24 protein-coding genes are annotated in these 25,051 nt (G+C 43.4%); 14 read left to right on the top strand and 10 right to left on the bottom strand.

From position 1 onward, the window contains the following. Nucleotides 1-7 precede the first annotated feature (7 nt). On the bottom strand, nucleotides 8-904 hold the full coding sequence (locus ABJD64_RS09460) for an ABC transporter ATP-binding protein (protein WP_348178068.1): 897 nt from the start codon (nucleotides 902-904) through the stop codon (nucleotides 8-10). 200 nt (nucleotides 905-1,104) lie between these two features. Here ABJD64_RS09460 and ABJD64_RS09455 point away from each other — a divergent pair, with 200 nt between their 5' ends. The 13 genes from ABJD64_RS09455 (at nucleotide 1,105) to ABJD64_RS09395 (ending at nucleotide 15,991) form a co-directional block, all read left to right on the top strand. Beyond that, the gene (locus tag ABJD64_RS09455; protein ID WP_348178066.1) at nucleotides 1,105-1,896 is read left to right on the top strand and encodes a histidine kinase; all 792 of its coding nucleotides are present in this window, start codon (nucleotides 1,105-1,107) and stop codon (nucleotides 1,894-1,896) included. Next, nucleotides 1,893-2,594 (top strand): LytTR family DNA-binding domain-containing protein, encoded by a 702-nt coding sequence (locus ABJD64_RS09450; RefSeq protein ID WP_348178064.1) that lies wholly within the window; start codon nucleotides 1,893-1,895, stop codon nucleotides 2,592-2,594. Before ABJD64_RS09455 ends, ABJD64_RS09450 begins: the two co-directional genes overlap by 4 nt. Before the next feature lie 175 nt (nucleotides 2,595-2,769). Further along, nucleotides 2,770-3,132: a hypothetical protein gene (locus ABJD64_RS09445; protein WP_348178062.1), complete on the top strand. Its 363-nt coding sequence runs from the start codon at nucleotides 2,770-2,772 to the stop codon at nucleotides 3,130-3,132. A gap of 50 nt (nucleotides 3,133-3,182) precedes the next feature. After that, a complete protein-coding gene (locus ABJD64_RS09440; protein WP_348178060.1) occupies nucleotides 3,183-8,099 on the top strand; it encodes a 2-oxoacid:acceptor oxidoreductase family protein in 4,917 nt (1,638 codons plus the stop codon). 5 nt (nucleotides 8,100-8,104) lie between these two features. Further along, nucleotides 8,105-9,454: an electron transport complex subunit RsxC gene (gene rsxC / locus ABJD64_RS09435; RefSeq protein WP_348178058.1), complete on the top strand. Its 1,350-nt coding sequence runs from the start codon at nucleotides 8,105-8,107 to the stop codon at nucleotides 9,452-9,454. Continuing rightward, a complete protein-coding gene (locus ABJD64_RS09430; RefSeq protein ID WP_348178056.1) occupies nucleotides 9,444-10,463 on the top strand; it encodes an RnfABCDGE type electron transport complex subunit D in 1,020 nt (339 codons plus the stop codon). The genes rsxC and ABJD64_RS09430 overlap by 11 nt, the downstream gene beginning before the upstream one ends. Then, nucleotides 10,460-11,164, top strand: a complete 705-nt coding sequence (locus ABJD64_RS09425) for an FMN-binding protein (RefSeq protein WP_348178054.1) — start codon at nucleotides 10,460-10,462, stop codon at nucleotides 11,162-11,164. The genes ABJD64_RS09430 and ABJD64_RS09425 overlap by 4 nt, the downstream gene beginning before the upstream one ends. Then, nucleotides 11,157-11,810 carry an electron transport complex subunit E gene (locus tag ABJD64_RS09420; protein WP_348178052.1) on the top strand — a complete coding sequence of 218 codons (654 nt, stop codon included), beginning with the start codon at nucleotides 11,157-11,159 and terminating at the stop codon, nucleotides 11,808-11,810. Before ABJD64_RS09425 ends, ABJD64_RS09420 begins: the two co-directional genes overlap by 8 nt. After that, nucleotides 11,807-12,388, top strand: coding sequence for an RnfABCDGE type electron transport complex subunit A (locus ABJD64_RS09415; RefSeq protein ID WP_348178050.1), 582 nt, complete (start codon nucleotides 11,807-11,809; stop codon nucleotides 12,386-12,388). The genes ABJD64_RS09420 and ABJD64_RS09415 overlap by 4 nt, the downstream gene beginning before the upstream one ends. A gap of 24 nt (nucleotides 12,389-12,412) precedes the next feature. Further along, the gene (locus tag ABJD64_RS09410) at nucleotides 12,413-12,598 is read left to right on the top strand and encodes a hypothetical protein (protein WP_348178048.1); all 186 of its coding nucleotides are present in this window, start codon (nucleotides 12,413-12,415) and stop codon (nucleotides 12,596-12,598) included. 40 nt (nucleotides 12,599-12,638) lie between these two features. Continuing rightward, on the top strand, nucleotides 12,639-13,499 hold the full coding sequence (locus ABJD64_RS09405; RefSeq protein WP_348178046.1) for a ferredoxin-NADP reductase: 861 nt from the start codon (nucleotides 12,639-12,641) through the stop codon (nucleotides 13,497-13,499). Between the two features lie 63 nt (nucleotides 13,500-13,562). Continuing rightward, nucleotides 13,563-14,429, top strand: coding sequence for a (Fe-S)-binding protein (locus ABJD64_RS09400; RefSeq protein WP_348178044.1), 867 nt, complete (start codon nucleotides 13,563-13,565; stop codon nucleotides 14,427-14,429). Nucleotides 14,430-14,686: 257 nt separating this feature from the next. After that, the gene (locus ABJD64_RS09395; protein ID WP_348178042.1) at nucleotides 14,687-15,991 is read left to right on the top strand and encodes a M20/M25/M40 family metallo-hydrolase; all 1,305 of its coding nucleotides are present in this window, start codon (nucleotides 14,687-14,689) and stop codon (nucleotides 15,989-15,991) included. Nucleotides 15,992-16,047: 56 nt separating this feature from the next. Here ABJD64_RS09395 and ABJD64_RS09390 read toward each other — a convergent pair whose 3' ends face one another. From ABJD64_RS09390 to ABJD64_RS09380, 3 genes are all read right to left on the bottom strand, one after another. Further along, nucleotides 16,048-17,061, bottom strand: coding sequence for a hypothetical protein (locus ABJD64_RS09390; RefSeq protein ID WP_348178040.1), 1,014 nt, complete (start codon nucleotides 17,059-17,061; stop codon nucleotides 16,048-16,050). Nucleotides 17,062-17,184: 123 nt separating this feature from the next. Beyond that, nucleotides 17,185-17,856 carry a hypothetical protein gene (locus ABJD64_RS09385; protein WP_348178038.1) on the bottom strand — a complete coding sequence of 224 codons (672 nt, stop codon included), beginning with the start codon at nucleotides 17,854-17,856 and terminating at the stop codon, nucleotides 17,185-17,187. Nucleotides 17,857-17,893: 37 nt separating this feature from the next. After that, a complete protein-coding gene (locus ABJD64_RS09380) occupies nucleotides 17,894-18,409 on the bottom strand; it encodes a DUF6515 family protein (protein ID WP_348178036.1) in 516 nt (171 codons plus the stop codon). 169 nt (nucleotides 18,410-18,578) lie between these two features. Here ABJD64_RS09380 and ABJD64_RS09375 point away from each other — a divergent pair, with 169 nt between their 5' ends. After that, entirely contained in the window at nucleotides 18,579-18,962 is a 384-nt protein-coding gene (locus ABJD64_RS09375) for a hypothetical protein (RefSeq protein ID WP_348178034.1), read from the top strand. Between the two features lie 101 nt (nucleotides 18,963-19,063). On the opposite strand, the gene ABJD64_RS09370 is transcribed toward ABJD64_RS09375, so the two are convergent. The 6 genes from ABJD64_RS09370 to ABJD64_RS09345 form a co-directional block, all read right to left on the bottom strand. After that, on the bottom strand, nucleotides 19,064-19,501 hold the full coding sequence (locus ABJD64_RS09370; protein ID WP_348178032.1) for a DUF1761 domain-containing protein: 438 nt from the start codon (nucleotides 19,499-19,501) through the stop codon (nucleotides 19,064-19,066). A gap of 96 nt (nucleotides 19,502-19,597) precedes the next feature. Then, on the bottom strand, nucleotides 19,598-21,295 hold the full coding sequence (locus ABJD64_RS09365) for a tetratricopeptide repeat protein (protein ID WP_348178031.1): 1,698 nt from the start codon (nucleotides 21,293-21,295) through the stop codon (nucleotides 19,598-19,600). A gap of 129 nt (nucleotides 21,296-21,424) precedes the next feature. Further along, entirely contained in the window at nucleotides 21,425-22,645 is a 1,221-nt protein-coding gene (gene dsrP, locus ABJD64_RS09360; protein ID WP_348178029.1) for a sulfate reduction electron transfer complex DsrMKJOP subunit DsrP, read from the bottom strand. A 28-nt stretch (nucleotides 22,646-22,673) separates the two neighbouring features. After that, a complete protein-coding gene (dsrO, locus tag ABJD64_RS09355; RefSeq protein ID WP_348178027.1) occupies nucleotides 22,674-23,684 on the bottom strand; it encodes a sulfate reduction electron transfer complex DsrMKJOP subunit DsrO in 1,011 nt (336 codons plus the stop codon). Nucleotides 23,685-23,690: 6 nt separating this feature from the next. After that, complete coding sequence (locus ABJD64_RS09350; RefSeq protein ID WP_348178024.1) at nucleotides 23,691-24,341, bottom strand: hypothetical protein; 651 nt, start codon at nucleotides 24,339-24,341, stop codon at nucleotides 23,691-23,693. A gap of 1 nt (nucleotide 24,342) precedes the next feature. Next, nucleotides 24,343-25,047, bottom strand: coding sequence for a hypothetical protein (locus ABJD64_RS09345; RefSeq protein ID WP_348178022.1), 705 nt, complete (start codon nucleotides 25,045-25,047; stop codon nucleotides 24,343-24,345). Between the last annotated feature and the right edge of the window lie 4 nt (nucleotides 25,048-25,051).

Genomic DNA, 25,051 nt, shown 5'->3' with positions numbered 1-25,051 from the left:
GGTAAAATCAGTTTGAAGCCTCACGTCCACTGTTTCCACCAAATATCTCTGAGAAATAAACGTCTTCTAAATCAGGCGCAACCTGCTTAAAACCATTACCAGGAGCGCTTTCACTCAAAATGTGAATAATAGGTTGACCTTGAAATAACCGGTCTGCAAGGATGGTATATTCCTTTTTGTACGATTGCAATTCACTTTTGCGAATGGTTTTGCTGTATACCTTTCCTTCGATTTGTTCGATTGCTTTCTGTGGATTGCCATTGAGCAGCACTTCACCCCGATTGATAATGGCCATGTTTGTACACAGCTCCTTTACGTCTTCTACAATGTGTGTGGAAAGAATCACGATCGTATTTTCACCAAGCTCGCTCAATAGGTTGTAAAAACGATTTCTTTCAGCTGGGTCAAGACCAGCTGTTGGCTCGTCTACTATGATGAGTTTAGGGTTCGATAGTAAAGCCTGGGCGATGCCGAAGCGCTGCTTCATTCCTCCCGAGTAACCACCGAGGTTTTTCTTTCGAGCCTCGTAAAGATTCGTTTTGTGTAAGAGAGCTTCCACTACTTCCTTTCTCTCTTTTCTACTGGTTATTCCCTTCAGTACCGCTAAGTGATTCAAGAGTACTTCCGCAGATATCTTTGGATAAACCCCAAACTCCTGGGGCAGATAACCCAATATCTTTCGCACCTCATCTTTCTGTACCAGCGCATCAAGATTGCCAAAGGAGACCTTACCTCCATCCGCCTCTTGCAACGTTGCAATGGTACGCATGAGTGTAGACTTACCAGCACCGTTGGGCCCCAGCAAACCAAACATACCTGAAGGTATTTCAAGAGAAACGTTATTGAGGGCTTTCACCCCATTGGAGTAGGTTTTGGATAGGTTAGAAATTATAAGACTATTCATAGGTTTTAATTTTTTTGTTCAAACCTATGCTCCGAACTGATGTTCCATAAATAATTGTGATCAACAACAACAAGCTGGTTATACAATGATTCCTAAGGTGTTTCAAGTGATTTGGTCACAGCTTCCGCCAAGTAGGACACCAGAATGAGGCTGTTTATCAACTTCTTTGTGCGATGAACTATCCTTGACTAATATTGAGCATGATTTCAAGGAAAGAGAGAAGTAAATTATTAGTTAGTAGATACGCCTACTGGGTATTTGCAATTGGCGTCGGTATGATGTTGTTACTCCTGGAAGAAGCTGACATAGAACCCTTCTTTTCCATTACTTCTTTCTTCTATTGGTCGCTGCTTGCCTATTGGGCAGCACGATGGACCTTTCGTCAAATCCGATCTACTCTCAGACAGAAAAGGGAGAAGACGAATGTAGAATTGCTGCACCTGCAAAGCCAGGTCAATCCACACTTCTTTTTTAATACGCTCAACAACCTATACGGTCTAATAGAAAAGGACTCCAAAAAGGCAAAGGACATGGTACTGAAACTTTCCGACATGATGCGCTATAGTATTTATGAGGGTCAGAAGGATTGGGTCATACTGGAAGATGAATTAGAGTACATTAGAAACTATATCGAACTGCACAAGGTAAGATATCATAAAGAAACGGACATCAAACTAAATCTTCATATCCAGCAGGAGGGTATCCGCGTAATGCCTTTGTTGTTCATAATTCTACTGGAAAATGCTTTTAAACATGGTGTGGAGAATCTTAGGAAAGAGGCCTACGTACACATAAATTTGATCGCCAGTGAAACCGAGATTAACTTTGCCATTGAGAATAATTTTGATATCAACGAGCAATCGGAGGAACCTGGTATCGGTTTACAAAACTTAGAAAGGAGACTTGAGCTGGTCTACCCCAAGAGGCACACGTTTTCCCATACAGCAACAAATAATATTTATAAAGCGCAATTAACCTTAAAGTCCAAATGATCAAATATCTCATCATAGACGATGAGCACATCGCTCATGAAATCATAAAGGACTATTGTGATCTGCTACCCAATATGGAATTGCAGAAGAATTGTTTCGATGCGCTGGAGGCCTTACAATATCTGAATAAGCATCAAGTGGATCTCATCTTCCTCGATCTGAATATGCCCAAGTTGAAAGGTTTTGATTTCCTAAAAACGCTACCGGCACCGCCCAAGGTAATTGTCACCACCGCTTATAGCGAGTTTGCCTTGGAAGGCTATGAACTAAATGTGATGGACTATCTGCTGAAGCCCTTCAGCTTCGAGCGCTTCCTGAAAGCGGTGAACAAGGCTATGAGTTCAACGGCAAGCAACCAGACTCTTTCAAGTGGAGTGCAAAACCCTACAAAACCGAACCGCTTATTTTTTCGGGGGGACAAAAAATATACACAGGTAGTAATCGATGATATTCTCTTCATTGAAGCGTCAGGCAACTACACCAAGGTGATTCTAAACGATGATACAATTACCATCCGTGAAAAAATCTCTAATCTACTCGAGTCCTTGCCTGCTGAAAACTTCCTGCAGGTACACAAGTCTTTCGCAGTAGCTACCCAACACATCAATAGCATTGAAGGCAATCGAATCGCTATTGGTGACCACCAAATTCCTATCGGGAAAATGTATCGCATGAATGTGAATGGGCTGTTGAAGTAGAATTAACAGACCCTGGCTCAAACCTCATGCAATCCAATTGACCTGGCTCAACATTTGACATATATCATACCTATAATTGACCTAGCTCATCTTCTCTAAATAGTTATATGAATAACTTGATTAGCAATAAGATGCCATAAGTAGCATCGTTTTTTGTCTAAAAAAATTAGAAGCCATGTATGATCAAAAAATCAAATCTACACTTGATCTGGCAGGTGATTACTATCAATCCGCAGAAGAGGAGTTATTAAAACCAGCTGAGGACATTGTGCCTTATTTGGTGTGTCGCAATGCCTATAGAGCCATTCAAAACTATCTCACAGGGTTCCTGATGAATCATGATTTGAAAGCTAACCCAGGCATCACCCTGAAAGAAATTTTATTGGATTGCAGAAATTATGATTCCAGATTTAGCAACCTTCATCTCGATCTCTTATATGATGCTCATGAAAATGAGGATGTATGGATGGATTTAGATATCGCTAATCAATTCATGAAGTTGGCGAACCAGACCAAACAGCTTGTTGTGCAGAACTAAAAAAATTGGGCGTTCGTCGGTCAAAAATCTCTTGAACTAAAGAATCGGTTATGAATTCAAAACATAGTAGAGTAAAATATCCCGGTACCCGTGTAGCTATGGATGGCAATACTGCCGCCATTATGTGTGAACGAGAGTCATCCGATGCTGCTGGTGCCTATCCCATTACCCCATCTACTCAGATGGGCGAATATTGGGCAGAAAATGCGGCTTCCGGTCATCTGAACATATCTGACAAGCCTTTGATATTTATAGAACCTGAAGGTGAACATGCCGCTGCCGCTGTCACCGCAGGATTGTCTATGACAGGACAACGTGCTGCCAACTTTTCATCAGGGCAAGGAATTGCCTACATGCACGAATCGCTATATGCAGCCGTTGGGAAAAGGCTCACTTATGTTCTCAATATTGGTGCGAGAGCGATGACCAAAGCCACACTCAACGTGCATGCCGGACATGACGACTATCATGCCATAGACGATACCGGGTTCTTCCAGTTGTTTGCCAAGAATGCGCAGCATGTGGCTGATTTGAATGTAATCTCGCACAAAATAGCCGAGATGGCCCTGACACCCGGAGCCATCGCACAGGATGGATTCCTGACTACACATTTGATTGAATCCTTGTTGATTCCGGAACGGGAACTGATCAGGGAATATCTGGGAAGACCGGACGATCTTATAGACACCCCTACTCCTGCTCAAAAGATCATATATGGAGACAAACGAAGACGGATACCCGAACTTTGGGACGTAGACAATCCTCTGATGGCAGGCATCGTGCAAAACCAGGACTCCTACATGCAGAGTGTGGCCGCACAACGACCCTTCTTTTTCGATCATATCAAAGCACTTACTGATCAGGCCTTTGAGGAATACCATCAGTTGACTGGCAGAAAGTATGAGCGGGTGATGTCATATAAGGTTGAAGATGCTGACTATCTCATCCTCGGTCAGGGAAGTGTGATTACCAGTGCAGAAGCCGTAGTGGATTATCTTCGAAAAACGCGAAAATTAAAAGTGGGTGCTGTAGATCTGGTGATGTTCAGACCATTTCCGGATGATCAGATAAGTCAGTTGCTCAAAGGCAAAAAGGGTGTAGCCATACTCGAACGACTGGACCAGCCGTTGGCTACCGATTTACCCATTGCCAGGGAAATAAGAGCTGTACTGACCAAGTGCATCGAAAACGGTGCACACAAAAAGGACAAACCCTACCCTCATCTGGCCAGCTATTCTCCTAAGGACATGCCAGCGATTTATTCCGGGTCATTTGGTATGGGTAGTCGCGACTTGCAAGCAGAGGGGATTATTGGGGCTATTGAAAACATGTTACCCGATGGCAAACACAAAAAACAATTTTACCTTTCCATTGATTTTATCCGGGAAGCAGCATTTACGCCAAAACAAAAACTTTATCAGGAGACCGTTCAGGAGGCTTATCCCCATGTGAAAGAACTGTCCGTAAGAGGATCTGAAAATCCTAACCTCATGCCTAAAGGTGCTACCACTGTCAGGTTTCACTCCGTTGGTGGCTGGGGCGCTATGACTACAGGCAAGAACCTGGCCATGACCTTGTTCGATCTTCTGGGCTACGACATCAAGGCCAACCCAAAATATGGTTCTGAGAAAAAAGGACAACCTACCACCTATTATTTGGCAGCAGCTCCTGAGCCCATCCGCATGAATTGTGAGTTTTATTTTGTAGATGTGGTACTTTCACCTGACCCCAATGTATTCAAACATACCAATGCCCTGGCCGGGTTAAAAAAAGGAGGCTCCTTCATCATTCAAAGCGACAAGAAAAATGCAGAGGAAGTTTGGGGAGATATACCAAGACATTATCAAAAACTAATTATAGATAATAGTATTCATGTCTATTATATCGATGGATTTAAAATAGCCAGAGAAGAAGCAACAGACCCGGAATTACAGTTGAGAATGCAGGGTATCGCCTTTCAGGGAGCTTTTTTTTCAGTTTCCCCATTGATGGAAAATGCTGGTCTTACAGAAGAAACACTGCTCAAAGCCATCGAAGAGCAATTACAGCATAAGTTTGGTGGAAAAGGTCAACGAGTAGTAGATGACAATATGCGAGTGGTCAGACGCGGCTTTGATGAGGTACATGAAATCACCAACAAGGTAGTCAGTGATCAATCATCCCCCCATACCAATGGTAAGGCTATTCTTCCGTTGCCAAGTCTGCTGAAGCATACCGCAAAAAGCGAATCCAATCTCAGTGATATTCATCGCTTTTGGGAGCAAACCGGCAACTTTTATATTCAAGGCCAAGGCAACGACAACATCACCGATCCGTTCATCGGCCTAAGTGTGATGCCTGCGACGACGTCGCTTTTCAGAGATATGACCGGCATACGGTTCGAACACCCCCAATGGATTCCTAACAACTGTACCGCCTGCGGCAATTGCTATACCGCCTGTCCGGATACTGCCATTCCAGGACTCGTGAATAGCTTATCGGATGTGATGAACACCGTAGTGAAGCGTGTGAAGAAAAAAAATGAAAAAGTCGAATACCTTCCAAAGGTAACTCGACAAATGGAGAGCAAGATTAGGGCTCTTCTCAAACAATCAGAAAATGGAGCTACGGTCAACGATCTCATTCAAGACATCATAGACCAGACACTAAGCGAGAACAAGAATGACTCAGATTTGTGTAAGGAACTGACTTGGTTTAGAGATGAACTGGGTGATTTTCAGTTTGCACTCACCCGTCCGTATTTTGATTTACATGAAAAAGACAAATCCGGTACAGGAGGTTTATTTAGTATCACTGTAAATCCCAATACTTGCAAAGGCTGTATGGAATGTGTCGAAGTATGCGACGATGATGCCTTGAAGCCCATTGTTCAGACAGAAGGTTCTGTAGCCAAACTGCGGGACGAATGGGATTTTTGGATGGATTTGCCAAATACCCCAAAGCAGTACAATCGCATCGATGATTTGGAAGAAAAAATTGGGCCATTAGAGACCATTCTATTGAATAAGGATGCCTATCTCAATTTTGCAAGTGGAGACGGTGCCTGTCTGGGATGTTCTGAAAAAACCGTGGTACACCTGTTTACCGCTACGGTTGAGTCACTGATGCAGCCCAGAATCAAGAAACATGTCGACCATTTGGACGAGCTTACCAAAAGGCTAGAAAGACACATTCAGTCCAAACTCATGAAAACGGTGAATCTCAGTGATGCGGACATGATGTCCAAAATCATCGTCGAAATGCATGACAGCGATTTGACCATGGCTGAAATTACCAAGAGGATAGAATCCGAAAAAGGCGGTGAACCAATCGACCAGGACTGGTTGCAAGACATGACACAATTGCTTGCAAAATTGAAGCAATTGAGATGGAAGTATACCGATGGCACCACAGGCAAAGGCAGATCTAACATGGGTATGTGTAATGCTACCGGATGTACATCGGTGTGGGGAAGTACGTATCCCTTCAACCCCTACCCCTTCCCTTGGGCCAATCATCTGTTTCAAGACTCCACTTCAATGGCCATGGGTATATTCGAGGGCCACATGGCCAAAATGGCAGACGGGTTTAAGGCGATTAGAAAAGCAGAACTCGAATTGAAAGGTAAATATGATCCATCTACACACGATAGCTTCTTTACCTATTTCAACTGGGAGCAGTTTACCGACGAAGAGTGGCTCCTTTGTCCTCCGGTAGTTGCCCTAGGTGGCGACGGTGCCATGTACGATATCGGATTCCAAAATTTGTCCCGAATGATGGCCTCAGGGAAACCCATCAAAGTGATTGTGGTAGATACACAGGTTTATTCTAATACAGGAGGGCAAGCTTGTACTTCGGGATTCATTGGTCAAATCTCTGATATGGCACAGTACGGCAAAGTATGGAAAGGGAAAGCAGAACCACGCAAAGAAATAGGGCTCATCGCTATGGCACACAGAAATACCTATGTGCTTCAAGGCACCCTGGCCAATACCAGTCAAATGATAGAAGGCTTTATTGATGGTTTGAAAACCAAACGACCTGCTCTTTTTAATTTGTATACCACCTGCCAGCCAGAGCATGGTGTGGGCGACGATCTGGGAGTTCATCAAGCTAAACTGGCGCTGGAATCCAGGGCCTATCCCATCTTTAAATATAATCCCGATTTGGGTGTAAAGGCAGAGGAAGCCTTTGATCTGAGCGGTAATCCTGCCATGGATAGTATATGGCCCACCTACCGATTGAAGTACAAAGAGAATGGAAGGGAAAAGTCAATGGAAGTAGCTATGACTTTCGCAGATTTCGCCATCACCGAGGCCAGGTTCAGAAAGCATTTTCGTCAGGCACCTCGAGATACCTGGAATGACAATATGGTGCCATTGGCAGATTTCCTGACGCTGGATATCAAAGATCGGGAAGGTAAGTTTCCGTTCATTTGGGCAGTAAATAGAAAACAATTGTTAAGTCGGGTTTTGGTGGCCAAGCCTATTGTAGAGTCATGCGAGGAAAGACGGGATTTCTGGATCATGCTTCGCGGTCTCGCCGGTGTTAAGACCGAAAAAGTAAAAGCCGTTGATTTGGAAAGCAAGGTGCGCGCGGAGATAGTTAGTAAAATAACAAAAGGCCTAATGAAGCTTGCAGGTGACGATGGGTCAGGCATTGCTGATCTGGCATTAAGTAAAACTGACGAGGTGAGTTCAGCGGTATCAAAACAGGTGGCATCTAAATCTTCCGGTGATTATATGGCTCCCTGGCTAGAGACAGAGGAATGTACTTCTTGTGATGAATGTACCAAGCTTAACTCCAAAATATTTGCTTATAACCATGACAAAAAAGCGTTTATTAAGGACCCTGATGGTGGTCCCTACCAAGATTTGGTAAAGGCAGCAGAAAAATGCACAGCCCGGGTCATACATCCGGGATTACCCGCAGATCGGAGCGAAAAAGATATTGATAAATGGATCAAACGAGCTGAAAAATATAACTGAGCAAAGTGCTAAAAATAAGTACCCATACCTTTAAGCACGGTATTCATCCACCTGAGCATAAAAACGACACCAATGGCCTACCCATTCGCCAGTTCCCTTTTGCACCGGTGATTATCTTACCCGTAGTCCAGCATATTGGTGCTCCTTCCAAAATTATCATCCGAGAAGGACAAGAAGTTGAGCGCGGACAGCTACTGGCTAAAGCCGATGGTTATGTATCTGTACCGCTGCACTCCCCTGTTTCGGGCACGGTAAGAAAGATCCAAAATGTACCCACTATCTCTGGTAAAATGGTACCAGGCATTTACCTCGAACCCTATCCCGCATCAGGCCAGGAAGTGATGGAGGGCGTTCCTATTGACGCAGATACAGCGACCAAAGAAGAAATTTTACAGGCCATTCAAAATGCAGGAATAGTTGGATTAGGAGGTGCGGCCTTTCCAACTCATGTTAAACTAAAGGTCCCTGATGATAAGCGCTGTGAAGTATTGCTCATCAATGGAATTGAATGTGAGCCCTATCTAACGACAGATCATAGGGTTATGCTCGAACAAGCGGACGATATTTTCATGGGTATTCGCTATTTGCTCAAAGCTACCGGTGCTAAAAGAGTGATCATTGGAATAGAAGCTAACAAACAGGATGCAGCGAATCATTTGGTCAAAAGTATACCCGGAGACCTGCCAATAGCAATCCGGGTGGTGCCCGTAAAATACCCTCAGGGTTCTGAGAAGATGCTCATTACGTCAGTATTAGATCGTGAAGTGCCGTCTGGTGGACTGCCAATAGACGTAAATGTAGTTGTGGTCAATGTGGCTACCACCGCTGAAATAGGGCGATTGTTGCCACATGGTCGAGGTATCCAGGAGCGTGTTGTCACAATAACCGGTCCGGCCATTAAAAAGAAAGGCAACTATTTGATACCTATCGGCACTCCACTTCGCTATGTGCTGCAACATGTAGGTATGAACGAACCTATTAGCGAAGTATACATGGGTGGCCCCATGATGGGAGTAGCAGTTTCCAACCTTGACATATCCATTGTAAAAGGAACGTCCGGGATTTTAGCATTTGGAAACAAGGAGGTAATCAGAACTCATAAAATATATCCTTGCATAAAGTGTGGTGCTTGTGTGGAAGCTTGTCCTATTTCCCTAAATCCATCGAGACTAGGAATACTCGCCAGGTTTGATGCATTCGATGAGATGGTCAATCAATACAATCTAATGGATTGCTTTGAATGTGGCTCGTGCTCTTACGTCTGCCCGTCAAATATTCCCCTGGTGCAATATTTCAGGCTTTCCAAGTCTCTGGTAAGAAAACGTAACGCTCAAACCCAGACCGATGCTAAGTAAGACTCTAAATATCAGCACATCACCACATATCAGATCAGGTACCAGTACCAGTGTCATTATGAAAAACGTGGTGTTTGCACTTATTCCCATTGCGGCTTACGCTGTCTATGCCTTTGGTCTCGGAGCTCTGTTTGTCCTGGCAACAGCTGTAATTTCATGTGTGGCTACTGAGCACGTTTTATGCAAACTATCCGGGAAAGAAAGCACCATATCAGATTGGTCAGCAGTGATTACCGGATTACTATTGGGTCTGACCCTTCCGCCTATTTTCCCACTCTGGATGACTTTTCTCGGTGGCATTGTGGCGATTGCATTAGGAAAGTTTGCTTTTGGAGGATTGGGGTATAATGTTTTTAATCCAGCTTTAGTTGGACGAGCTGTCCTGCAAGCGGCATTTCCTGTGGCTATCACTACATGGTCAGAGGTATTTTCAGACCATCGTTTTTCTGCGATTTCTTCATCAGTATTAACCTTGCCATTTTATGAGCCAGTGGTCGATGGTAATTCCGGAGCAACTCCACTTTCGGCCTTCAAGTTTGACCAGGTGTCCGTGTCTATCTCTGATTTAGCCTTTGGCCTAACTAGCGGGTCGACAGGAGAAACGTCGGCCATTGTAATCATCATCGGCGGTATCTACCTAATAGTCAGAAAGATGATGAACTGGCGAATTCCGATTTCCATCTTAGGTAGCGTTTATGCTTTAAGTGGGATATTATATCTAATTGATAATCAATTATATCCATCCCCTAATTTCATGCTCTTTTCCGGAGGGTTGATGTTGGGTGCTTTTTTCATGGCATCAGATATGGTAGGCTCTCCTATCACCTCTTGCGGAGTGATTATCTATGGTGTGTTTATTGGCGTTGTGGTGGTGGTCATACGCATATGGGGTGGATTACCAGAAGGAGTCATGTACGCCATTTTGCTTGGCAATGCGTTGTCGCCTCAAATCGACAAACTGATCAAACCGCGTGTTTACGGCACCTCAAAAAGTAATTCAAAATTATGAGCACCAGTCAACCCATATTGACAGAAAGTTCATCCGGAAACAACAAAATGCTGATTGCGATGGTCAGCATTGGCATCCTCTGCGCCTTATTGATTGTGCTCACCTATGAAGGTACACTTCCAAGGATAGAGCGGCTAAAGGCTGAAGCATTGGAAAAAGCAATATTCAAAGTCATTCCCGGAATCACCAAAACAAAAACTTTCCGGCTTCAAAAAGACGGTACTTTTCTGTTGACCACTGATAATCCAAAGACAGCAACAGTAGTTTACGCAGGCTATGATGCCCAAAATAAGATGCAGGGCATTGCCATAGAAGCCAGTGGCCAGGGATATGCAGATAAGATTCGCATACTCTATGGTTATGATCCAGGTACACAAACAATAGTTGGTTTCTACGTGCTCGAAAGCAAAGAAACTCCTGGTCTGGGTGATAAAATTGAAAAGGACCCTGACTTTCTCGTCAATTTTGAGGCATTGGATGTATCGCTAAAAACCAACGAAAACATGGTCAGACACAAGATAGTGACGGTAAAAAGTGGTAGTAAGCATAATCCCTGGGAGTTGGATGGCATTACCGGAGCCACTATTTCATCACGCGCTATCGGTGACATATTGGCCGGTAGCACCAGTGAAATGGTTCCGTTGATTTTTAATAATCGGGAGACCTTCAAAATCATTGGAAAGGAGGATGTCAATGAGTAATCAGTTGAATAAATCAAGTGAAGGGCTATTCGGATTTCTTGGTGAAAACCCCAACACGGACGAATTCATTAAGGGTATCTGGAAGGACAATCCAGTATTTGTGCAAGTCCTAGGTATGTGCCCTGTGTTGGCCGTTTCCAATACCGCAGAGAATGCCTTGGCCATGGGGCTGGCTACAGCATTTGTATTAATGATGTCTAACATTCTGGTGTCTTCATTACGCCACTTTATTCCTAAACAAGTAAGAATAGCTTCTTATATTCTTATCATAGCCACCTTTGTTACGATCACGGATTATGCCATTCAGGCGATTAGTGTAGAACTACATAAGAGTTTGGGTGCATTCATATCGCTGATAGTAGTGAATTGCCTGATACTGAGTCGCGCAGAAGCTTTTGCCTCAAAAAACAACATCGGCAGGTCTGCTTTGGACGCCATGGGCATGGGTTTAGGATTTGTATTCGCACTATTGTGTCTCGGCGCTGTTCGGGAAATTCTGGGTAACGGGAGCATTTTTGGAATGGCCATATTCCCGGACCGCTTTCAAGAATGGATTGTTATGATACTGCCAGCCGGAGGTTTTTTCACCTTGGCTTTGTGGTTATTCCTATTCAATTGGGTTAAACAAAAAAAGGCAAAATTATGAAATCGGAATCGCTTTGGTACATATTCATTAATGCCAGTCTCATCAACAATTTTGTATTGGCCTATTTTCTAGGCATATGCCCATTTCTGGGCGTTTCCGGTAAGATGGAAACCGCTACTAAAATGGGAGGAGCAGTCACCTTTGTGATGTTGATAAGTTCTGTTTGTGCGTATGGCATTCATGCTTTTCTTGTAGTCATTAACGCACCGTTTTTACAATTGATCAGTTATATCGTAGTCATTGCCTCTACTGTTCAATTGGTAGAAATGTTCATCAAGAAAATGAGTCCTGTACTGTTCAAAGCTTTGGGGATCTTTTTACCCCTGATCACAACAAATTGTGCCATACTTGGATTGGCATTATTTCAAACTAACAAAGGGTATGGTTTTATTGAAAGCTTTGTGTACGCCCTGGGTGCAGGCACCGGATTTACGTTGGCACTCGTGCTTATTGCCGGATTGCGTGAACAGCTGGAGTTTGCTGAAGTACCCAATCTGGTAAAAGGTACCGTGCTGACCTTGTTGGTAGCAGGTATTCTGTCTTTGTCATTTATGGGATTTTCAGGATTAGGAAGTTAGTATGGTTATGATAAATGTTTTAGCATGTTGAAAGAATACTTAATAAGCATCATTGGAATTGTCTCACTCATGATCATATGGATGGGTGTACAATCGATGTGGAGAAAGATGTTTTCAGCTCACCTGTCAGATGAAGACGCACTGGCTGAAAGAACAAGATGTACGAACTGTGGTTGTACCACGGTTTGCAAAAATAAAAGAGACCTATAGTTAAGAGAGCAAGATGAAAGAACCTAAATAATCAATAGATATGGCACACTTAGCAGATTATAATACGGAAAACTGGTATCAAGCCACGGTGAAAAAGACCAAACGTCTCACTCCTGCTGATACCGATGAAATACGGGAAATTTTCCTTGAAGTAGAGCAACCGGAGTTTGAATGTGAGGTGGACCAAAGCTTTGGTGTGCTGGTAGCATCCCCACCCGACGAGTCTGGCAACAACTATCACCACCGATTGTATAGTGTTGCTGATATTCCTAAAAAAAAGAAAGGCAAAACAAATCTCAGTCTCCTGGTCAAGCGCTGTTTTTATGTGGATGAATTCAATGGTGAAATCTATCCCGGGGTGGGTTCCAATTACCTATGCGACAGGAAAATTGGTGACGAAATTACTATAACCGGGCCTTTTGATTTACCATTCAAAGCGCCCGAAGACAAAACTTCCAACCTCATACTGATTGGCATGGGCACCGGGATTGCACCATTCCGTGCCTTCGTTAAACATATCTATAAAAACATTAAAGACTGGCAGGGTAAGATTCGCTTGTTTTATGGTGCCAGAAGTGGTTTGGAATTATTGTATCTGAATGACAAAGATGGTGATCTGACCAACTATTACGATCAGGACACTTTCGAGGCCATTCACGCCCTTAGTCCCCGACCACATTGGTCAGACCCTATTCAATTGGATAAAGCAATAGAACAGCGGGCGGAAGAAATTTTAGAAATGTTATCATTTACCAATACCCATATTTTTGTGGCAGGATATGATAAAGTCAATGAGAATTTGAATAAAGCATTTTCTCAAATAATGGGATCCAAAGAAAAATGGGAAACAAGAAAGGCCGAGTTGATTGCCGGTAAAAAATGGGCTGAGGTAATCTATTAGGCTTGAAATGAAACAAACCCCTTGTCAATGCGCCAAGGGAGCTGTTGAGCAAGATTTAATCGTATGTCAATCATTATTGCTATTTGCGCCTTAGGAGGTCTTACGCTATTGCTGGCTATCATGCTAATGTTGGCCAACAAGCGCCTGTATGTGTATGAAGATCCACGTATCGATACCGTTGAAGACATGTTGCCTCATGCCAATTGTGGTGCGTGCAATTTTCCCGGTTGTCGTCCTTTTGCAGAAGCACTCGTATCCGGGCAAGTGCTGCCGGGAAAATGTACAGTAAGTACAGAAGATGGTCGGCTGGCTATAGCTCAATTTCTTGGTGTGGACCCGGGGTCGGAAGAAAAGCGTGTCGCGCGACTGGCCTGTGCCGGTGGGACCAATGTTGCACAAAACCGTGCCCAATATCAAGGATTGGCTTCGTGTCAGGCAGCATCGTTAGTTTCGGGAGGTGGCAAAGGATGCTTTTGGGGATGCCTGGGTCATGGTGATTGCGAAGTGGTTTGCGACTTTGATGCCATTACCATGAATAGCCACTCAATACCCGAGGTGAACCCAGATAAATGCACCGCCTGTGGTGATTGCGTTGAAGTCTGTCCGAAGGATTTGTTTTCTCTGCAACCCATCAGTAGTCACCTATGGGTGGCCTGCAAAAGCCTTGAAGCTGGAGAAGAAGTATTGGTAAACTGCGATGTCGGCTGTACGGCTTGTGGAAAATGTGCCATGGACGCACCTGGCGAACTCATTATCATGGTAAACAATTTACCAGTCATCAATTATAATCTCAACCATCAAATGAAAGACCCCATTCAGCGCTGCCCGACAGGTGCCATAGTATGGATAGATGAAAAACAAGGAGTGATCAAAGGTCGCGAGAGCAAAAAGATCATTCGCAAGGGCGAAAGAAAATTAGGTCAGTCATAAGAGTTGACTTTCACTTATGATTCGTCTGAGGTATTTTTGAGCGTAACGATCATGCAGTCGACCTCGGAGGCAGAACTTCTACTACGTTTATTGGGGAGCATCAAATTCACGTTGGCCATAGGCATCGAATGAATGTGAATTAGCAGTTGAGATAGGTCTTTGCAAAAAAATAAAAAAAGGAACATTCTTTAGGGATATTCTAAGCTGTCCGGCCTTTAGGTAAATAGAAACTAAATACATCATACAAGAAATAGAAAATGATCAATATTAATTACTTATATACTTCATTGCTAATTGGACGACTAATGCTTGCCGGGGCTCATTTGCACGCACAGGACACTTCATTGATCTCCAGATCATACACCAACGAGGCCAGCAAAACAGTTAAAGACAAGAAAGTGCAAAAGTCCTTTGAAATCATCGATGAGTTTGAATCGCAAACCACTAAAGATCTGATTACGCTAACCGAAATACCGGCGCCTCCTTTCGGAGAAAAAGAACGCGGGCTGGCCTTTAAAGTGATGCTTGAGCAGGCAGGAGCTGATAAGGTATGGGTAGATGAAGTTGGGAATGTCTTGGCTCTTAGAGAAGGGACAAAAGGAGATCGAACAATTGTGCTTGACGCCCATATTGATACCGTTTTCCCAATGGATACTGACCTCACGGTAAAGATAAAAGGTGATACATTGATTGCCCCTGGCATAGGAGATGATACCAGGGGGCTGGTGATGGTACTCACTGTACTTCGCGCTATGACCGCAGCAGAAATCAAAACACAGGCTAATTTGCTGTTTGTAGGAACTGTAGGAGAAGAAGGTCTAGGTGACCTAAGAGGAGTCAAACACCTGCTGAGAGAAGGTGCTGAGTTGTCTATTGATTCATGGATTTCTATAGACGGAGGCAGTCTTGGCCGAGTGAATAATGGCGCCTTGGGTTCTACCAGATACAGAGCCATATTTAGGGGGCCAGGTGGGCATTCCTGGGGTGCTTTCGGACTGGCCAATCCACATCATGCACTTGGAAAAGCTATTGATTATTTCACCACATCGGCTTCTCAAAATATATACGAAGGTCCGAAAACTTCTTACAACATAGGTAGAATTGGCGGCGGGACTTCTGTTAATTCCATTCCGTTCGAATCCTGGTTCGAGGTGGACATGCGCTCGCTGGACCCTGGTCGGCTACTCGCGATAGATAGTCTGTTCAAAACTTCTGTAAATCAAGCGGTGAAATATTACAATGATTCAGGAGTCAATGGTGAAATAAAACTAGAACTGCAAAAGATTGGGGACCGCCCTTCTGGAGTTCAATCCAAGGATGTGCCATTGATCCAGCGAGCCTTAGCAGCAACCGCAACATTAGGCACCTCTCCTCGTCTCACTACAGGATCCACCAATGCCAATATCCCTATTGCTAAAGGCATTCCGGCTGTAACAATAGGCAGAGGTGGAAGAAGTGGCAATGCACATTCACTCGACGAATGGTGGGCAAATATAGACGGAGCCAGCGCGATTAAACTGGCGTTGCTGATTGCCGTTCTTGAGGCTGGACTCGGGAAGTAGGATTGGCAAAGGCTCTCAGTTTGCGTGCTCTTTGAGATCTGTAGAAGCTAATGAATTCAATTATCCTGATACTTGAATTCTATGATAGGCTTACCATCTTTTTTCGACGTTTCTATTCTAAGCCCACTGGCAAATTCTTTCCTAGTCAGCTCTTTCAGATGAATCTCTTTTAATCCCTTGAGAGCGATTGGAGTGTAACGCCATCTAACTTCCGAGAGTTCTACTTGCTTGTTTCTATCATAAATACGAATCCATTCGGTCCATTGACTAGTATGACTGATCAATAAGTAGTTATTTATCAATTCACCAGACAAGCCGGAATCATACATAAAATCACCCAAATAATACAGCTTTTTGCCCATCACTCGATAAGCTTGTGTTCCTTGATAATCATATTCCAATTCACCTTCCACCTGAAGATAAACCTGCAATAAGCCAACGTCAGCTTGGTACTCAACTTTATAGTGATTTGAGCCAGATGTATTTTTATAAAATATCGAATACGAGGTTTCTACTTTTTCAAAAGACTCCAAATTCAGAGAGTCTGCAATTAGCTTAAGGTAAAAATCTATATCCTCCGACTTTTCTTTAAATAGGGTGATACTATTCTCATGAATCCAACCTGCTCGCTGATCTGAGGCATCGACATAGTACCACTGACCGGTTGCAGTATATGCCATATAGGTAATTTCGAGCTGTTCAAAAGCTTTCAGTGTATCAAGTGCTACCCCTTCAGGATCATGGGATCTCCTAAGGACAGGAGAATAATATGATTTCACAATGGCAAAAGGATACTCGAATGGAGCCCGTTCATATAAAATATAAGGCTCACCTGTATAATTTCTGGAATTTTCAGAGTCTACTTCCTGTTTATCGATGGCTTCAGCATCGGCAGCTTCTTGTCTGACTGTATTCACCTCTTCAGGAGGATTAGTTTTGCCGACATCCACGGTATCTAAGGCCTGGTTCTCATTTCGTAGGTTTGATGTTTGATTAGAAGAAGGTGACGAACACTGAAACTGACACAAACCAAATAATACAATAAAAAGTAATCTTGTTAGGGTTTCCATAGCTATGAATAGGTGGTTTACTGGCTACTAAACTATCTTTTTATTTTCTTTTGTCAAAAACAGATCACCTTCTTTAGGGTAGTCAGTAGATTTTTGGGCTCACCCAATTTTATACACTCTCACTTAATTCAAGGCTTTATTGACCATAAGCTCATGCTCAGCCTCATAAAAAAGTATGGGTGCCATCAATTTTTTGACCGCCTTATCCAGATTGGTAAAGTTGGATTGCGGAATATGCAATGGGATTTTATACAAACGAGAGTCCTTCTTGTCGAATGGGCAGGCCACTTTGGAATTATGCAAATAAGGAATAAGAGTAGCATTGCAATTGAGAGCTATTCGCTCAATCTCATGTTCCTCGAATAGCCTAATCAGTGCAGTGTTGATGCGCTCAAAAAACTCGATGGTTTTCGCCAGGCGAACCCTTGATCCCGCCCTCGATTTGCCTTTTTTGTTTAGGTATTTAATTTGACTTACCCCTTGCTTCTTCCGGGTCATATAGGCCGAAAATGTAGTATGATAGACATTGGATTTTCCCTGCATTACACAAATGGCTGCATGACCCGACTCTATACTTAGATAGAGCACCAATGTTTCATTACCGGTAATATTCAGCTGATCATCGAGGGATAAATGCAGCGGTAGTCTGATTTGGCCCACTGCATCACTCCTATCATCATTTAGTAATACGGTATGCTTTCTATAATCATATTGATATAAACGGAAATTAGTTTTTACTCTTGAGAAGAGCTGCTCAATGGGCATATCAAACAGATTAACCGTAGTTTGGCTCATAAACGATTAGCGACTTAGATCTTCGCAAGATAATACCTTATGGATTTCTAACTACTTCATAGTTTAGTTCATTGCTGTTGGTAATCACTTCTTGATAGTAATAGCCATCTAACTCGAAATACTTTTGTCCATCCAATATGATCATCTCAGTACCTTCTGGCAATTCAGAAACTCTGGCTCCCACAGGTGGCTGCACAACTTCGTATTCATCTGAATTCACGATTTTTCTATAGAAAATGCCATTATAATAATAGAATGGGTTTGACCTGACATATATTCTAATGTGAGAGACAGGAAGGGTTCTGACTCTCACGCCAACGGGTGCTCCAACCACTACGAACTTTGAGTTTCTGGGCTTATAAAAAACGCCGTTTACGTAGCGGTAGTCAACGCCTTTGTGAGCCACAACCACATGTGTTTTGTGCACCTTTTTTACAACTCGGCCGCGCGAAACTACGACTACCTCTTTGCGTGGTTTTCTTTTCTGGGCATAGCTTTGAAAGGCTGCTAGGGATATTAATACTAAAAAGGATGTTTTCAATAGAAATTTCATCTGTTTATAATTTGTTTGAGTCTTTTAGACTCAGATCAGGACAGATGGTTTATTCATCAACATTTCTACATCGCCATAAAAAATAGAAGTACAAGACTATGCGCTTTTTTTGTAAGCGTCTCTGAAGTGCTTCTGGCTAATTTGCCTACATAAAAACAAAAGCCTGAATATGATAACTCATTTCAAAAACAAATATGGAAGTATAGAGATGTATTGTAACCAAGAGGAATTGGATACTTATAGAATAGTAGCCAAGGGAATTATTAGTTTAAGTCTTCTTCGTAGGTACCTGGTACATCTCAAAAAAATGGATCGTGAGAGTTCTGGTAAATTCAATCATATTGTGGATACGTCTAACGTCATTCTAGCCAATCCGCTTAACCCTATATATCTCAGAGCCATTTCAAAACTTGAGCACATACATCTGTATATCGTTATTGTGCCGTCTGCATTCCTGCGGTTTTTAGTGAATTTGACCAAATGGATCAATAAACCTGATTATGTGTTCAAATCTGGAGAGCAGTTCGATTTGTCGACGTTAGTCAAAAAATGAGATCAAATTTGTTACCTCATAAACGAGTACGGTCAAAAAAATCAGGGTATCAATGATATTGACACCCTGGTTTTTAGTTTAAAGTTGAGATACTGGCCCCCTTACATATAAATCAATACAGCAGCCACTACTATCAATGATAGCAGATGATAGCTTGTATTGATCCCGAATAGTTTCCATGATTTTTTCTCCCAGGCTACTCCTCCCAAGTCAATAGGCAGAAAGAAACCAAGCCAGGTAAAAAAGGCAGCGTTGGCAATGTTGGCCATTTTAGACATTTCTGAAGGACCTTGTCCCCAGGTCATGGGATCCCAAACTGCGATGTTGTGGGCAAAGACGTAAGCGAGGAAAAAGTTGCCAACGACCATAAAGATCATCCCTCTGGCCATAACAGAACCCTCAGGTTTCTCATTAGGGTCAAACCCCATTTCTGTGGCCCAGGCCTTACCAAATAGTGGTGTGTACCAGATAAAACCCAGAATAAAGTTTAGTACCACGGCGACAATCACCGCAACGAAGTTGATTTGTATTTCAGGCATTTTTTTTATAAATGTTTGATTTAGAACAAGATAGCCAATTGTCGGAATAATCAAAAGAAGAGAAATGAGATAGTGTTGAACTGGGCTACAGCCCGACTATTTCCCGGCAACCACCAACATTCTACCTGACTTGGAGCCGTTAATAGCGCTCCAAGCTGAGGTTAAAAGTAGGTCGACTACACCATCGTCATTAATGTCACCAATGCCGGTAGCGTCAAATCCGAGTGTTTCACCAACCACTTGACCAGTAAAGGTACGAAGAAGACTCCCATCTTTTCCTGAGTACACGTAAACTTTGCCACCCGAAGGTGCAGCGGATGCATGTTGCCAGGCGCCGATGACAAGATCATCATAACCGTCATTGTTCGTATCACCGGCGTCTGCCACGCCAATGCCAAAACCATCACCTGCGCTCTCACCGGTAAAAGTGTGCAATTGCTTTCCGTCGGCTCCCGAATGTATATAAGCCCTTCCGGTGGATCGGCCCAGAGCAGCATTCGCGAAGTCCGATGCGTAAACATCCTGAGTACCATCTCCATTGACATCTCCTACCACAGACATAAACATACCACCAAGGCTACCACCGGTGCTGTCAGCCTCCATTGTGAGAAAGGCTTTCTCCGCCACATTCTTATATACATATACGCGACCCTGTTTTTTAGAACCTGCCGATGGAGCTCCCATCATGATGAATGTTGACCCACGTGAAGTCTTTCCACCAACCGCAGTACCAAAACCATCTCCAGCCCTTTCGCCATCCCATTTTTGAAGTATTGAACCATCTTTCCCCGAGTACAAATGCACACGTCCGGCATGTTCTATTTTATCGCTGTTCAGCGGTCCTCCCCATACCTGATAAGGCTCACTTACGAGTACATCTCCAAAGCCATCTCGATTGACATCTCCAACACCGCGAACACCAATACCAAAGGCACCTTTTTCATCTGCCCCTTTCCATTCGTAAATGACTTTTCCATCAATACCGGAAAACACCCAAGCCTTGTTGACATAAGGAGCGCCGGCTACTACATCAGGAACACCATCTGCATTAACATCTCCCGCTGCCTCTATACTCATACCCAGTTGACCATTCGCATCCTTAGCTGCATATGACCATAGTAGTTCTCCACTTTTGCCCGAGTAAACATAGATTTTTCCAGCATTAGTTCCTCCCTCCTTGTTCGTTGGCGCTGAGGTAGTTATATCCATGATACCATCTCCATTCACGTCTCCGATATTTCTACCTATCCAACCAAATTGGTCGTTCTGGCTTTCACCTTTCCAGTCGTGGATCACCTTGGCTCCTTGTTCAGTAAATGGATTGGCATATTCTTCAGGTGTAGGAAATAGCTCTTTATATCTTGGATCGCTTTTTAGCACGGCCCCGGCTGGGCTAAGGCCTACATTGGTAATGTTATAGGCATTCGTTGCTTTAACCTTAAGTAAAGACTCAAAGGCCGCATCTTTATTATCGGCCAGTGCATAGGCCACGCCGAGGTTAAATTGAAATTGTACATTTTCAGGTTGAGCATTTAGCGCTCTTTCATAAAAAGACAAAGATTTTTCGTTATTTCCTTTTCTTCTGTGAGCCAGACCGAGCATTCCGAGCGCTGCAGGGTGATCAGGATTTTCAGAAATAAAAGCATTCAAATCGGTTATGGCCTCATCGACTTTACCCGAATTTATTTTCTGAAAGGAAGTTTGGACTATCTTTCCTTGATTTGTTTGCGCCAGGCCCTTTGGACATGAGATATTCATTAGGGACACAATGGCTAGTAAGATGACTTTGTTCATTTCTATTCTATTTTGAGTTTGAGATAAAAATGAACATACACGATCAGAACAGGGTAAAACCCGATCAAATTTTACTCTTAATACATTTTTTAGAGTAATGACTTTGGCTAGAATTGAATTAATAAAGCACTAGCTTTTATTGTATCTAAGGGTTCCCTGTTCAATAGGTATGAATGCTTTCACCAGTATAGTAAATATAAAAAAGCCCATCGCCCAAATACCTGCTGTTACGCCTATTTCAATCCATGTTGGAAAATACTCAACGATGTCACCCCATGGCCCTGGAATGAAACCTGGTATGATCAGTCCCATTCCCTTTTCTATCCAGACTGCCACAAAAAGGAGTATACAAGCAAGATTAAGCCATTTGAGGTCCTTACGCAGCAAATGAATAGTAAGTATACAAGTAGCAATTACATTCATAGTAATAGAAGTATAAATCCAGGGCATTAAGGCATTCTTTCCCTCTAGACCGAAGTAGAGATAAACCGCACTGATACTATGATGTGTAGGTGCATAGAATTCTTTGAACAATTCACTGATGAGCATGATCAGATTGACCTGGGCCGCAACGGTTACCACCATCGATATTTTTCGAATAGTAGTATGTTCAATTTTATAGGAGGAGTTGTTTTTAATGACCTGAAGAGCAAGAATAATCAGTGCAGGACCGGCCGCAAATGCAGAGGCCAAAAATCTTGGTCCCAGCAGGGCGTTGTTCCAAAAAGGACGAGCAGGCAGGCCGGCATAAAGAAAGGCCGTGACCATGTGAATTCCAACTGCCCAAAATACCGAAATCATTACTCCTGGCAAGTAAACCCTTCTATTGGGTTCTTTTCCCTGATATTTCTTCATCAGAATATAGAGAGGGACAGTCAGATTAATAAATAAATAGCCATTCAAGACAATCACATCCCATGAGAGCATTGAATTAGGGAAATTAAAGGTACCAATACCTGGGATCAGATGCCATGCATTGGCCGGACCACCTAGATCAACAGTAACAAAGGCGAGACACATAATGAGGGCAGCCACGGCCATTCCCTCTCCAATTAGGACCGCTCTGGAAAAGTCGACATCTTTAAGCACGTAGGTCGGCATGACCAACATCACGGCCGCCGCAGCCACCCCAACCAAAAATGTGAAATTTGATATATAGAGTCCCCAGCTCACACGGTCTGTCATGCCGGTTACTATTAACCCTTCTGAAAGCTGAATATAATAGCTATAGGCCCCAAGTAGCATGATTAAGGTAAGCGCACCCATCCAGACATGATACTTAGTATTGCCCGTAGTAGCCGAATCCAGGCCGTCTCTGACCAAACTGAAAAATATAGTTAGTTGTTTCATTTAAGTATTCTTTTAGCAGTTTGTCGAATTAGTCCATGAAGTACCAAAACTTCGGTTCCGTACCCAGGTCCTCTTTAAGCCTGAATACTTTTTTATTTGCCAATACCCACCTGATCTCACTGTTAGGATCGAGAAGGTTGCCAAAGATTCTTGCTCCTGTTGGGCATGCTTCTACGCAGGCCGGATTTTTTCCTTCGCGTGATCGCTGAATACAAAAGGTACACTTCTCCATAACTCCCTTTTTTCTTAGGCGATTTCCCAGGTAGTGTTGATTTTCATTGACCTCTTCTTCCGGAACCTGAGGGTTTGACCAATTGAATCGTCGACCGTCGTAGGGACAGGCAGCCATACAATATCTACATCCGATACACCAGTCATAATCAATAACAACGATCCCATCCTTCTCCTTCCACGTTGCCTTCACAGGGCATACCTCCACACAGGGAGGGTTCTCACAATGAAAGCACTGGGTACCCATGTAGAAATGTCCTTCAGCGGGTACCTCATGATAGTAATCATCCTCGGCGAGTTCAAAATTGAGTTGTCCGTTCTCATGCTCATGAATCCGAATATATTGCATCTGAGACCCACGATCCTGATTATTTTCCTGAACACAAGCATTCACACAATCCATGTAACCCTGGCATTTAGAGATGTTGAAAGCATAGCCGTACAGTACATCTTCCCTGGCTCCTTGAGCGGAAATGTTTGCATGTTTACCATTATTCAACTCATAGAGCCTTGCCAGTCGCTGAACGGTACCCTCTTTCTCTTCATCTGTCATGAGCTGGTAATTGCCCTTGAAGTACTCTTCCCACTCTAGTGATTTCTTTTCTCTGGTATCGTCTGAAGCGGTAACGCTACAGGCGCTATTGACCAGTCCCGTCCCTGCTAGCAGTCCTGCGGTGAGAGACTTGAGCATATTTCTACGATCTGTGACCTTGTTGAAAGTCTGATCTGTGCCATCTGGCTTAGAATTGCCATTGCAACCGCAATTGCCCGATCCACAATTAGTGTCTTTATCTGTTGGTTTGTCCATGCTATTTTAGTCTGCGGTTTGTTCTATCAGTTTAACTGTATTGAGTCGAGCCGGCCACCTGCTTTCAAATGCCGGACTATGTGGATTATGGCAATTCACACATGAATTGATGATCCGCGGCGGTGCCCATCCGCCGAGCCTTTTGCCATGTGCTCCTCCTTGCCATTCTTTATGCTGTGTGGCATGACACTGGCTACAAAGCTTATAGCTGTGATTGACATTGATCTCACGGCCCGTAAGTGACCGAAGTTGATCCAGGTTACTATCATTGTGACATGTGATGCAGTTCATCACTTCGGCTTCTGCATGTTGCAGTTTGATATTCCAGTGCGCTTTTTTAGAATTTTCGCTATTCAGGTTTCCCAATTCATTCAGGGGCTTGGTATGGCAACTGCTACATGGAAACGAATTCAGGTGATTGCTTCTGTTAGGAATATAGACTTCACCATGGATGCCATCGACTTTTACTTTGTCCAGATCCTTTAGGTATTCCTCGGATGATATAGCATATTGGATACTGTCAACACTTCTGGCGTTTAGCTGTTCATTAATTGTCTGATGCCCTACGTGATGAATGGCGCCGTCCTCATGCCAACAAGATGTCGCAGTCAGCACTATGGAAATACAAAAAACCAATTTTACTTTTTCTAGCATCATATTAATTAGGTTTTCGGAAGAATTGATCTGTACTGTCCCATTTCGCCTTCAATGTGGCAAATTCTTGAACAGGTACATGACACTGACGACAATTGACCCTATAGGGATGACTGACCTTGATCTCGTTAGGAGCTGCTGGTCCGGCATGACAGGCCAGGCAGTTTTCCCGCATCTGTAATGAGTGAGGTATGACTGGTGGGCCACCTTGTAGAGCGCTACCTTTAATCTCGGGATGGCTTATTTTTACCCAATTGGTTTTTTTGAACAATTGACCTGATTTGGGTGCTGCGTGACATTGACGGCAATTCAGCATCTCCGGATGTGGTGTCACTGGTGCATAGGCTTTGAATCGATCAACATATCCGCCATTTTCATGGCATTGTAAACAAGACTTCCCACCAATTCCCTGCTCACTTACTAATGGGTGTGGAATGATTGGTGGTGCTCCCGGGTAGGCCCGATTTTCATAATAGTCCTCAAGACTGCGTTTAAAGCTATCTCCATCAGGCATGTTTTCGTAATCCAAAGCATATTCAGACCTTCTGAAAACACCACTTTCGGCTGGTAATGATGGGACATAGTCCTCTGGCTCATATCCCAGGCTTGCACGCTCCTGATTGGTTGTCAATGACCGATCTAAGACGACTATGGCAGAGATCATCAACAAAATGAAAATAAAAATGGATATGCCTCGCTTTTTCTTCATGGCC

This window comes from Reichenbachiella sp., assembly GCF_039944555.1.
Lineage (GTDB): Bacteria > Bacteroidota > Bacteroidia > Cytophagales > Cyclobacteriaceae > Reichenbachiella.
The sequence above is the reverse complement of the archived record's forward strand: the minus strand, read 5'-3'. Positions and strand labels throughout refer to the sequence as shown.

Excerpts from the sequence above, each read along its gene's own strand:
- ABJD64_RS09460 (WP_348178068.1), bottom strand. The coding sequence starts at position 904 with ATGAATAGTCTTATAATTTCTAACCTATCCAAAACCTACTCCAATGGG.
- ABJD64_RS09455 (WP_348178066.1), top strand. The coding sequence starts at position 1,105 with ATGATTTCAAGGAAAGAGAGAAGTAAATTATTAGTTAGTAGATACGCC.
- ABJD64_RS09450 (WP_348178064.1), top strand. The coding sequence starts at position 1,893 with ATGATCAAATATCTCATCATAGACGATGAGCACATCGCTCATGAAATC.
- ABJD64_RS09445 (WP_348178062.1), top strand. The coding sequence starts at position 2,770 with ATGTATGATCAAAAAATCAAATCTACACTTGATCTGGCAGGTGATTAC.
- ABJD64_RS09440 (WP_348178060.1), top strand. The coding sequence starts at position 3,183 with ATGAATTCAAAACATAGTAGAGTAAAATATCCCGGTACCCGTGTAGCT.
- ABJD64_RS09430 (WP_348178056.1), top strand. The coding sequence starts at position 9,444 with ATGCTAAGTAAGACTCTAAATATCAGCACATCACCACATATCAGATCA.
- ABJD64_RS09425 (WP_348178054.1), top strand. The coding sequence starts at position 10,460 with ATGAGCACCAGTCAACCCATATTGACAGAAAGTTCATCCGGAAACAAC.
- ABJD64_RS09420 (WP_348178052.1), top strand. The coding sequence starts at position 11,157 with ATGAGTAATCAGTTGAATAAATCAAGTGAAGGGCTATTCGGATTTCTT.
- ABJD64_RS09415 (WP_348178050.1), top strand. The coding sequence starts at position 11,807 with ATGAAATCGGAATCGCTTTGGTACATATTCATTAATGCCAGTCTCATC.
- ABJD64_RS09410 (WP_348178048.1), top strand. The coding sequence starts at position 12,413 with ATGTTGAAAGAATACTTAATAAGCATCATTGGAATTGTCTCACTCATG.
- ABJD64_RS09405 (WP_348178046.1), top strand. The coding sequence starts at position 12,639 with ATGGCACACTTAGCAGATTATAATACGGAAAACTGGTATCAAGCCACG.
- ABJD64_RS09400 (WP_348178044.1), top strand. The coding sequence starts at position 13,563 with ATGTCAATCATTATTGCTATTTGCGCCTTAGGAGGTCTTACGCTATTG.
- ABJD64_RS09395 (WP_348178042.1), top strand. The coding sequence starts at position 14,687 with ATGATCAATATTAATTACTTATATACTTCATTGCTAATTGGACGACTA.
- ABJD64_RS09390 (WP_348178040.1), bottom strand. The coding sequence starts at position 17,061 with ATGGAAACCCTAACAAGATTACTTTTTATTGTATTATTTGGTTTGTGT.
- ABJD64_RS09385 (WP_348178038.1), bottom strand. The coding sequence starts at position 17,856 with ATGAGCCAAACTACGGTTAATCTGTTTGATATGCCCATTGAGCAGCTC.
- ABJD64_RS09380 (WP_348178036.1), bottom strand. The coding sequence starts at position 18,409 with ATGAAATTTCTATTGAAAACATCCTTTTTAGTATTAATATCCCTAGCA.
- ABJD64_RS09375 (WP_348178034.1), top strand. The coding sequence starts at position 18,579 with ATGATAACTCATTTCAAAAACAAATATGGAAGTATAGAGATGTATTGT.
- ABJD64_RS09370 (WP_348178032.1), bottom strand. The coding sequence starts at position 19,501 with ATGCCTGAAATACAAATCAACTTCGTTGCGGTGATTGTCGCCGTGGTA.
- ABJD64_RS09365 (WP_348178031.1), bottom strand. The coding sequence starts at position 21,295 with ATGAACAAAGTCATCTTACTAGCCATTGTGTCCCTAATGAATATCTCA.
- dsrP (WP_348178029.1), bottom strand. The coding sequence starts at position 22,645 with ATGAAACAACTAACTATATTTTTCAGTTTGGTCAGAGACGGCCTGGAT.
- dsrO (WP_348178027.1), bottom strand. The coding sequence starts at position 23,684 with ATGGACAAACCAACAGATAAAGACACTAATTGTGGATCGGGCAATTGC.
- ABJD64_RS09350 (WP_348178024.1), bottom strand. The coding sequence starts at position 24,341 with ATGATGCTAGAAAAAGTAAAATTGGTTTTTTGTATTTCCATAGTGCTG.
- ABJD64_RS09345 (WP_348178022.1), bottom strand. The coding sequence starts at position 25,047 with ATGAAGAAAAAGCGAGGCATATCCATTTTTATTTTCATTTTGTTGATG.